This window comes from Runella sp., from assembly GCF_027484545.1.
GTDB lineage: Bacteria > Bacteroidota > Bacteroidia > Cytophagales > Spirosomataceae > Runella.
This window is the reverse complement of the sequence record NZ_JAIXST010000275.1, coordinates 1-9,564: the sequence shown is the minus strand read 5'-3', so window position 1 is coordinate 9,564 and position 9,564 is coordinate 1. Positions and strand designations below refer to the sequence as shown.

The following is a 9,564-nucleotide window of genomic DNA, read 5'->3' as shown; positions in this document are numbered from 1 at the left end:
GGCTGGTCAGAAAGTCGCTATCCTTTTCCAAATTGGACAAGTGGCACAACTTGGCGATTGGTTGGTGCTTTTGGCAATTCAACTTGGAGAGGCAGCATTACATTTGATACACCGCCATAAAAGGTAGTTCCTTTGATTTCAGCCATGCGCTTTTTGACATTTGCAATTACCTCACTGGCGTTGGAACCTGGCAATTGTTTGAGCATTATCGAGGCAGCGGGGCGACCATTGATTTTGGCTTCGACGTCAAAATAAGTAGTCCCAAACTCCACATCGGCTACGTCTTTAATGCGCAAAATCTCCCCGTCGGTATTGGACTTAATAGGAATATTCTCGTATTCTTCTTTGGTATTATACTTGCCTTTGTATTTGATGACGTACTGCAAGGCTTGGGGTGTTTTGTCGGTACTTTCACCTACTTTTCCTGGCGCAGCTTCGATATTTTGTTCTTCTAATACTTCCAGCACTTCGTCGGGAGAAACATTATATGTAAGCATTTTATCGGGTCTTAGCCAGATACGCATTGCGTATTCCCTCGCACCTAAAATATCAGCATAACCCACACCTTTTATCCTTTTAAGTTCTGCTAAAATGTTAATGTCAGCGAAGTTGTACAAGAATTTTTCTTGCATGACAGTATCAGAACTATAAATATTCAAATACATTAACATTGCATTTTCTTCTTTGGCAATATTTACCCCATTTTTGGTTACTTCGGGAGGCAATTTGCCCATAACTGCCGCTACACGGTTTTGCACGTTTACAGCGGCCACGTCGGGGTTAGTGCCTACTTCAAAAATAAGTTGTACAACCCCTACTCCGTCATTTCCTGCGTCAGAAGACATATATTTCATGCCTGGTACTCCGTTTATGGCTCTTTCAAGTGGCACAAGTGCTGCTTTGGTTACTGTTTCGGCATTTGCCCCTGTATATTCTACCGTTACGTTTACTTCTGGCGGGGCAACACTCGGAAACTGAGTCATGGGCAGTCGAGTCAATGCCAAGCCTCCCAACAGCGTAATAATGACCGAAATTACGATGGACAGTAATGGCCTGTGAATGAATTTATTAAACATAGTATCTTTGTTTTAAATCCCTACTAATGAGACTATTGTTTACCTAATTGTGTCATGATTTTCCGCATCGGCATGAGTTCGGGTTTGATTTTATCGCCGTCATTTACATTCTGAATTCCTTCGTAAATGATTTTATCGCACACGCTCAACCCTGACTCAATGACGTACAATTGAGGAAGACGATGTAGGATTTTGACATCACGCACGCTCACGGCATTTTGGGCATCTACCACATAGACACAGTTTTTTCCTGTATTTCAAAAACGGCTTTTTGAGGGATGATTAGGGCATTTTTGATTTCATTGGTTAGTCTTACCTTCCCGCTTGCCCCTTTTTAAGTACCTGTTCGGGATTGGGGAATTTGGCACGAAAAGCAATACTTCCTGAGTTTTTATCAAATTCGCTGTCAATCGTTTCGATGACTCCGCTGTCCTTATACTGGCTATTATTGGCCAATAGTAACAACACATTGCGCCGTTTATCCACTTCGTTTTGCGCCGTAAAATCCAAGTATTCTTTTTCAGACACATTGAAGTAGGCAAACACCTCTTGGTTGTTGGAAATGGTAGTTAGCAGTGTTCCTTCATCTATCAAACTGCCGACTTTGTTAGGAATTCGGCTGATTGTGCCGCTAAACGGAGCTTTGATTTCGGTTAAAGACAGTTGCAATCGGGCACTGGCAGCGTCAGACTGAGCTTCTTCAATTTTTGCTTTCAGGACTTCCAGCTTTGATTCAGTAATGTCCAAATCTGACTTAGCTATTACGTTTTGTTCGACCAATAACTTGATGTTTTTGATTTCCAATTCAAGTGTTTTCACCTCGGACGTAGCACTTTTCAACGTGGCTTGGGCTTTCACAAGGTCTTGTTTGTAGCCTTGACTGTTGATTCTAAAAAGTACCTGCCCTGCTCTTACGGGCTTGCCTTCATCCACAAAAATGGCCTCAATATAGCCTTTGATTCTGGCCCTAAGCTCTACGTTTTGCAGTGATTGAATAGTAGCCACATACTCTTTTGAGTAAGTAGTATCTATCAAAATAGGGTTGGTTATGGGGAATTTCCCTTCGGCTTTTTGTTCGGTTTTAGAATCTGTTGAACACGCCAATAGAAATAACAGACAAGTATAAATGCCTGTCAGCATGAATATTTTTTTCATTCTGATAAGATTAAAATACGATAATCATGGGTATAGCCATAAATGCTAAACCGTAGCTAATCAGTAGATTAGCCCAAAAAGGATAATAAAGGAATTGGATTACGCCTGTTGGGGCGGAGGGGACACTATTTTAGGATGAAATTGTGTTGCAAAAAAATCCTCGTAGTTAAGAGGAATGGTTTTTGGATAAGGGAAATAGAGGGTGCGTTTTATCGAAAACTCAATGGATGGTTGATAATACAGCAAGATTTTGGCTATCTCAAAGCTACCCCCATCTTCGGTATCATGTTCGTCATGTTCGGCAATGGCATTTTCAAAACCCAGTATTTGCTCCAATACCAATTCTGAAATACTTTCAATATCATTATAACTTAGGTTTTCAGGGATTGCATCTGGCTGGGCATCGGGCGTATCAATACTGCAATTGAGGATGTGTAAAGCCATCAAAAGCCAGAATGAACGAAAGATGATATGTTTTCTGAAAAAATGCATCTTTGGCAAAGGTACAACATAAACGTAGGAAACTTGTTTTTCGTTGAGAGGTTTTGATCCTAAATGTTTCCGATTCAATTTTGCCGTGAGCTCAGGGACAAGATTAAGTCATCTATTAAAACACCTGCTGCCGATAAGGAATATTGAGTCGAAATCCCAAGGTAGCGGAGGTCGTTTTAAGATTTTGAGGTTCAAAGGAGCTTGTTTGATTTCGCATCAATAATCGTCCATCAATAAAAAAGTTGTGCTTGAGCATGTAGGACATCCGCACATCTGCAAAAGTTACATCTACGGGGGTGCCTTGACCGATGTAATTGTTAATATCACTCGGACGGCCATCCTGATAAGTACGATAAATACTCCCTCCCCAATTGCGCCCATCAATATCAATTCCTTTTTTAGAACGGGTAAAAGTGCCGTAAGCCGTAAGGCGACGAGTGGGTTGATAACGGATTAAACCGACGACTTCCCAAAAATTAGCTCCGAGCGGGTGAGCCAATGGTAAGTCAAAGTGGACATAGTTGGTAAATCCTGATTTGTGTGCATAGGTGTAAGGGCGTGCCAAATTAAGTTCAGCCTGAAGGTCGAGATTGGGAATCTTAAAGGCATCTACGTATTTAATTCCTGCCTGAAAGCCAAATTTTTTGCCCCAAGAACCTTTTTTACTGAAATACTCAGAGGTTTTGAATTCATCCAGCATGAACTGACCATAAAAACCAAACTGTTTTAGGAAATTCCAACGTACATCAACTCCGAGCATAGCGTTATCGGCACTTCCAAGATACGTTTCGAGGTAACGATAAAAAATAATCGGATTAAAGTAATTAGCGTCTAATTTTCCATTGCTGCGTCCATACATTTCAGCTTCAAAAATCCCGAGGCTGAAATTTTTGGATAAATTAATACTGAGGTGATGAATGGCCGCGTATTTTTTGTTGATTGGAGTTTCGGGTGTTCTGTTATCCTGATTGTACAACATGCCGGCCCAAAGATTCATGTATTGAAAACGTCCTAATTGGGTAGTCATTTTCAGAAAAAGATAGGGAGAACTCCAGTCTGAAAGTAACATGGAACGGTAGCCGCTTCCCAGAAAATTTCGGTCGTGACCAAACTGTATATTGATTTGTTTGATAGGGTTGATCGTAATATAGCCGCGTGCTGAAATAAAGTCAGTAGCATTGGTACGTAAGCTTTTTACTAAACTTTCTCCCGGTACAACGTACAATGGATAGGCCAGATAAATATCTCGTACATTCAGCGTATAATTGCGAACATATTGCCCAAACATCCCCTGTGTGTCAGTAACATACGTGTAAAATCCTAGTTTGCGACCTATGGTGCCTCTTAATTCTACGCCGCGCGCAGTCAACCACAAATAGTCTTTGGAATTGTTTTCGGTGCCCAAAATCAAATGGGTGACCGGGCTGAGATGCAGGTCAAAGTTTTTGTTTTGAACGATATAAAAATCGGAAGGTTTTTTATAAAATCGTTTCCAAAATGGCTTTAGGCTCATAGGCGTTTGGTCGGTTGACCATTCCCAGCTGTCTTGACGCAGATACTCCAAATTGAAAAAATCCGTATCGTTCAGCGGCATGGAACGGTCGGCGGCGATGCTGTCCAAAAGGTTGATGACGGCCGCTTGCTGAAAAGGTTTTACTCCAATGTGAAAGTCTTCTGAGAGTCGATTACGGCGAATTTCATAACGGTCTATCAGGTGATAATAATCATCGTTGAGTGGTAGAAATTGGGATTGAGCTACCGCTGTTTGCAGGGTGAAAGACCAGAATAAGAGAAACGTATAAATTCTAAATTGCATAGCGTTTGTTATCACTTGGGCAAATTAAGCTAATTTTGTCATCGGCACGGGCCGCTAAACAATTTCCAATAATAGATTATCCTCTTGAGTAAGTCTTCCAACACAGTGTATTTCCCGAACCTCAATGGTGTGCGATTTATTGCGGCCTTTTCGGTCTTGATTCACCACATAGAACAAGTGAAAGAAGTCTTCAAAGTTCCGAATTTTTACGATAACCACCTCATTAAAAACATGGGGAAGTTGGGAGTTGACTTATTTTTCGTACTCAGCGGGTTTCTGATTACCTATCTTTTGTTACACGAAAGGGGCCGTTTTGGTCACATTAATACTCGAAATTTTTACGTTAGACGTATTTTGCGGATTTGGCCGCTGTATTTTTTGATTGTCATTCTGGCTTTTTTTGTTTTTCCGTCTATTCCGCTTTTTGTTCCGCCAAACAACGAAATTTCGTTTATGGCTCACAATTTCTACCGCCGTTTGTCGCTTTTTTTGTTGGTGTTACCCAATATTGGGTTTATTCTTTATAACTCTCCTTACTTAGCCGCCCAAACGTGGTCCATCGGGGTAGAGGAGCAGTTTTACTACCTTTGGCCCTGGATTGTCAAAAATTTCAGTTGGAAACGACTACTGCTTACCATTACCGTTTTCTGTTTAGGAACTTTCGCCGTCTTCTTTATTTATTACCGTTGGGTTGGCAATACCCAATATGCAAACAACGTGCCTGAAATTGTCCGTTTCTTCTTTAGCCAATTCCGTATTATTACCCTAATGACCGGTGGAGGTTGCGCTATGTTGGTGTATTACAAAAAAGAAAAAGTGTTGAATGTGCTTTTTCAAAAAGACGTACAATTGCTCGTCTATAGTGCCCTAATCCTCTCGCTCGCGACTGGGTTTCACATTAGTGGTCTCAATTTAGAGTATTATGGGCTGTTTTTTGGCTATTTTATTTTAAACCTTGCCGCCAATCCCCGCTCGGTCGTCAATTTGGAATACGGTTGGATTTCCTACCTCGGCAAAATCTCCTACGGTATTTATATCTATCAAACGGCGTTTATTGTAGCGAGCGTCCATCTTATCCACTGGACTTTGGGCGAAAATTTATCCCCGCTCACTTTCAATCTCATTGTGTATCCTTTATCGGCCTCCCTGACAATTGGCGTGTCTGCCTTGTCGTATCGATATTTTGAGACTCCTTTTCTAACCCTGAAGCACCGCTTCAGTAAGCATTAGATTGGAATGGGGGATGGGAAATAAAATTACTTTCTCCGTGTTTCCATATCACCGTGTTCTACTAATTCCGACATCGTATACGTTTTCAGACCTAACCGTTGAGTTTCCTGCAACAGTTTTTCCAACCGTGCTACTGAAAAAGCGTAGGGCTCGTCGGAAGGGGTAAACAGAGGATGATGCCCCAACAGCATCAAAACCGATTGCGTATTTTTGGCCCGTATCAATCCGTCTTTCAGCTGCGCGTCGGTGATGTTGGTATATTGATCAATCAGCAGTGAATGAACGGTGCGGTCGCCGTCGAAATGATAATAGATTTCATCAATGCCAAAAATGGGTTGGCGAAAAACAAAAAAAGGTAACCGACGTTCCGTCATGGAAACATCACGAAGGAGTTTGAAATAATCCCGCAATAGGCGGCGGTCGGTCCACCACGTCTGCTGTCCGCCTACGTGGGCGAACGTAACGGGTCGAAAACCCGCTTTTCGCATGGAAATCAATTCCGCTTCAATTTCATACCGAAAAAAATCATCCAAAGAGGCTCCTCCGCGCATCCAATCCAATACCCGTATGTGAGCCGCTCCGTGTGCCCCTATTTCGTGGCCGTCGCGTTGGAGTTGGTGAAGCAATGCTACTTCTTTTGGTGTTAAACTGTCAAATTGGGTGACGTAAAAAGTGACGTGTACATTGTACTTTTTCAACAAAGGGCGCAATCGCGTCCATTCTTCTACATAGCGGTCGTCGAATGACAAAGCAATGCCCGCCGGTGGCAGCGGTTTGGTAGCTTCGTGGCATCCCCAAAGCCCTACATTCATTACCAACCATAAAAACGCTGTATTTTTCATGCAAATTTTTAGCCCCCCAACCCCCATTGGGGGAACTCTAAACTTATTTTTTATCCATATTTCAGCTCGCATAACTTCCTGTTTATAGATTGAATATTTTGTTGAGAGCGGGTTTTGGTTTTCAACGAATGTCTTTGTATTATCGTTGCGCAAATGTACTGCCCTAAAACTAATCCGCCTACTTCCTGCGCAAACTACCCGTTCAACTATGTTTATCCTTACACAACAACCCTCAGTAGCTAATCATTTTTTGGCCGAACTCCGTGACGTAACTATTCAGCAAGACCGCCTGCGATTTCGCCGAAACCTGGAACGGGTCGGTGAATTGTTGGCCTATGAAATTTCCAAATCGCTACCCTATCGTCAGGTAGACGTAACGACCCCGCTTGGGGTAGCCCCTACTCGCCTGCTGCGTCAACCTCCCGTATTGGCCACTATTTTGCGGGCAAGTTTGCCGTTTCACCAAGGTTTTCTGTATGTTTTTGACCAAGCCGACAATGCATTTATCGGTGCTTATCGAGGACATCACATTGGAGATGAAGATTTTGAAGTGGAAATGGATTATATCACCGCCCCTGACCTGCAAGACCGAACGCTTATTTTGATGGATCCCATGCTGGCAACGGGGCGTTCGATTGAGAAAGTGTATCACGCACTTCTGCGCTTTGGGATTCCTGCCCAAACGCACATAGCGGCCGTGATTGCGAGTCCGGAAGGGGTAGCGTATCTCCAAAGCCGAATGCCGGAGTGTCGACTGTGGGTAGGAGCCGTTGACGTCAAATTGGATGCCCATTTCTACATCGTTCCCGGATTGGGCGATGCAGGCGATTTATCATTCGGGCAAAAATTGTAGAAACAATTGATTATCCTAAAACCTTATAGGTTTGCAAGAATATAGTTATGTAAATTGGTAATTATGAACCTAAAGCCTATAAGGTTTCTTGCGAACCAACTGCTGCTTTTGAGCCTTCTTTTTGTCTTTGTGCACAAGGCACGAACGCAGCAGCAACTGAATTTTGATAATTATACTCAACGCGAAGGACTCGCCTCCGATATTACCGAAGGGGCCATCAAAGACAAACGCGGGTTTCTTTGGATTTTGACCCGCAATGGTTTGAGCCGTTATGACGGTCTGAATTTTAAAAACTATCCCTACAACCCAACCGATACCAACGGTATCAGAGGGCAGCGCCTTTACGCTCTTGTGGCAGACTCAACGGGCCGAATTTGGATCAGTATGGAAACGGGCGTGTGCTATTACGACGAAGCCCGTGACAATTTTCATTACATTTATTTAAAAGAAGACAACGGCCGTTGGGTATCCATGCCCCTTTGTGCCGATGGGCGTACTATCTGGTTTGCGGCGCAGGGAGTGGGTTTAATGAAGTATGATTGGGTTGCCAACCGTTTAACTTCTACCCAACTCAGTGAACGAAAAACGAATCATTTCTTAACCCTTTACAAAGACCGAAAAGGCGCAATTTGGGTAGGTACGATTCACAGCGGTGTATTTCGGTACTTTCCCAAAACCGATAAATACCTCCAATACCAACACGAAGATCCAACGGTAGAATACAGCGAAAAAAACTACATCAACAGCATTACGGAAGACAAGGAAGGATTAATGTGGCTGGGAAGCGACGGCGGTGGCGTGCAGTCGTTAGATGTTCAAAAAGGGATTTTTTCGTTGTATTATCCCGAACAAAGTGCCTTTAAAAAGCCTTTTGCCGTCGTTAAAAAAGTGGAGTTTTTCCCAAACCAGACGGGAGATTCTATTTTGTGGTGCGCTACTTTCGGTAAAGGCGTTTATCAATTTAATACTCGCACTAAGATTTTTACCAAAGCGTTGGTGAACCCTCCTCTTGAAAAAGGATTGGTCAGTCGGTTTGTCAACAGTTTTTATTTGGATTCTCAAAATATCCTTTGGGTGAGCACTCAACTTGGGGTAAGCAAGGTATTTTTTGGGAAAAATCGTATTTGTTCCCTCAAATTGCCGTTGCAGGAATTAGGAAATCCGTACGTGGACAACAGCATTTTTGAAATTAAATCTGATTCCAAAGATTCAACAATTTTGTGGATGGCTTCCTGGGGGTGCGGTATTTTAAAATATGATTTCAGGCGTCAAAAATTAATAAAAGCGTACCTGAACAAAAGCCCCAATGTCCAACATTGGAACACGCGCTCGGTCTACTTTGACCGAAAAAAACAACTCTGGGCTGGGACCGAAGACGGGCTGTTTTGGTATGATTCCGCCAAGGATACTTTTCTGGAATTTGAATTTAAGACTCTTCCTCATGGGTCGGGCAAAGTGATTTATGATTTGGTGGCCGATGCTGCTAATAATTTGTGGGTAGCATCAAGCAGCGGGGTGTTGCGGATAGACGCCACAAGTCGCAAGGTGCAGCAGTTCAGTGTGGAGCAGGGTCTTTCTGATTTTGTAGTCAATCGTCTTTTGTTGGACAGTAAACAAAACTTGTGGGTAGCTACGCGAAAAGGGTTGAATTATTTCGATACCAAAATCCATAAAATCAGCTACTTTATTCAGGAAAAAACCGTCAATGAGGACTTCAATGTGGCGTTGGGGATGGCCTTTGATAAAAAAGGAAGACTTTGGCTCGCGGCTCGCGGCGGGCTTTCGGTGTTGGATGTGGAAACTAAAAAATTCCGAAATTTTGGGGTAAAAGACGGTTTTAATGTCAATCAATGCAATGATTTGTACATAGATGCGGCCCAAAATGTGTGGATTAGCACGCAGGGCGACTTGTATGTGTATGAAACAAAAACACAGGTTTTTCGCCAATTTTCGGTGAAAGACGGGCTTTTTGGAAGTTTTATGGGTAGTGCTTCAATTATGGTGCTGAGAGCCCCATTGCATGATTCAAATTATGGTAGCATAAATAGAATTTGATAGCCCCAATGTGATTTTCTAATTTTTTAGAAAATGAGAGGGTTT

9 protein-coding genes are annotated in these 9,564 nt (G+C 42.6%); 3 read left to right on the top strand and 6 right to left on the bottom strand.

Annotation, left to right across the window (positions count from 1 at the left end; all coding sequences use genetic code 11):
* Window positions 1-17 precede the first annotated feature (17 nt).
* The 5 genes from Q0081_RS24735 to Q0081_RS24715 all read right to left on the bottom strand — a co-directional run bounded on the left by Q0081_RS24735 (window position 18) and on the right by Q0081_RS24715 (window position 4,539).
* Window positions 18-1,076, bottom strand: a complete 1,059-nt coding sequence (locus tag Q0081_RS24735; protein ID WP_310586528.1) for an efflux RND transporter permease subunit — start codon at window positions 1,074-1,076, stop codon at window positions 18-20.
* Between the two features lie 32 nt (window positions 1,077-1,108).
* Entirely contained in the window at window positions 1,109-1,309 is a 201-nt protein-coding gene (locus Q0081_RS24730) for a hypothetical protein (protein ID WP_298360071.1), read from the bottom strand.
* A gap of 79 nt (window positions 1,310-1,388) precedes the next feature.
* Complete coding sequence (locus Q0081_RS24725) at window positions 1,389-2,231, bottom strand: efflux RND transporter periplasmic adaptor subunit (RefSeq protein ID WP_298360069.1); 843 nt, start codon at window positions 2,229-2,231, stop codon at window positions 1,389-1,391.
* A 99-nt stretch (window positions 2,232-2,330) separates the two neighbouring features.
* Entirely contained in the window at window positions 2,331-2,675 is a 345-nt protein-coding gene (locus tag Q0081_RS24720; RefSeq protein WP_298360067.1) for a hypothetical protein, read from the bottom strand.
* Window positions 2,676-2,838: 163 nt separating this feature from the next.
* Window positions 2,839-4,539, bottom strand: coding sequence for a hypothetical protein (locus Q0081_RS24715; RefSeq protein ID WP_298360064.1), 1,701 nt, complete (start codon window positions 4,537-4,539; stop codon window positions 2,839-2,841).
* Between the two features lie 84 nt (window positions 4,540-4,623).
* On the opposite strand from Q0081_RS24715, the gene Q0081_RS24710 reads away from it, so the two are divergent.
* A complete protein-coding gene (locus tag Q0081_RS24710; RefSeq protein WP_298360063.1) occupies window positions 4,624-5,769 on the top strand; it encodes an acyltransferase in 1,146 nt (381 codons plus the stop codon).
* 26 nt (window positions 5,770-5,795) lie between these two features.
* On the opposite strand, the gene Q0081_RS24705 is transcribed toward Q0081_RS24710, so the two are convergent.
* Window positions 5,796-6,611, bottom strand: a complete 816-nt coding sequence (locus Q0081_RS24705; RefSeq protein WP_298360061.1) for a polysaccharide deacetylase family protein — start codon at window positions 6,609-6,611, stop codon at window positions 5,796-5,798.
* A 208-nt stretch (window positions 6,612-6,819) separates the two neighbouring features.
* Here Q0081_RS24705 and upp point away from each other — a divergent pair, with 208 nt between their 5' ends.
* Together upp and Q0081_RS24695 are read left to right on the top strand one after the other, a co-directional pair.
* A complete protein-coding gene (gene upp / locus Q0081_RS24700; protein ID WP_298360059.1) occupies window positions 6,820-7,464 on the top strand; it encodes a uracil phosphoribosyltransferase in 645 nt (214 codons plus the stop codon).
* Between the two features lie 108 nt (window positions 7,465-7,572).
* Entirely contained in the window at window positions 7,573-9,519 is a 1,947-nt protein-coding gene (locus Q0081_RS24695; protein ID WP_298360057.1) for a two-component regulator propeller domain-containing protein, read from the top strand.
* Window positions 9,520-9,564 lie beyond the last annotated feature (45 nt).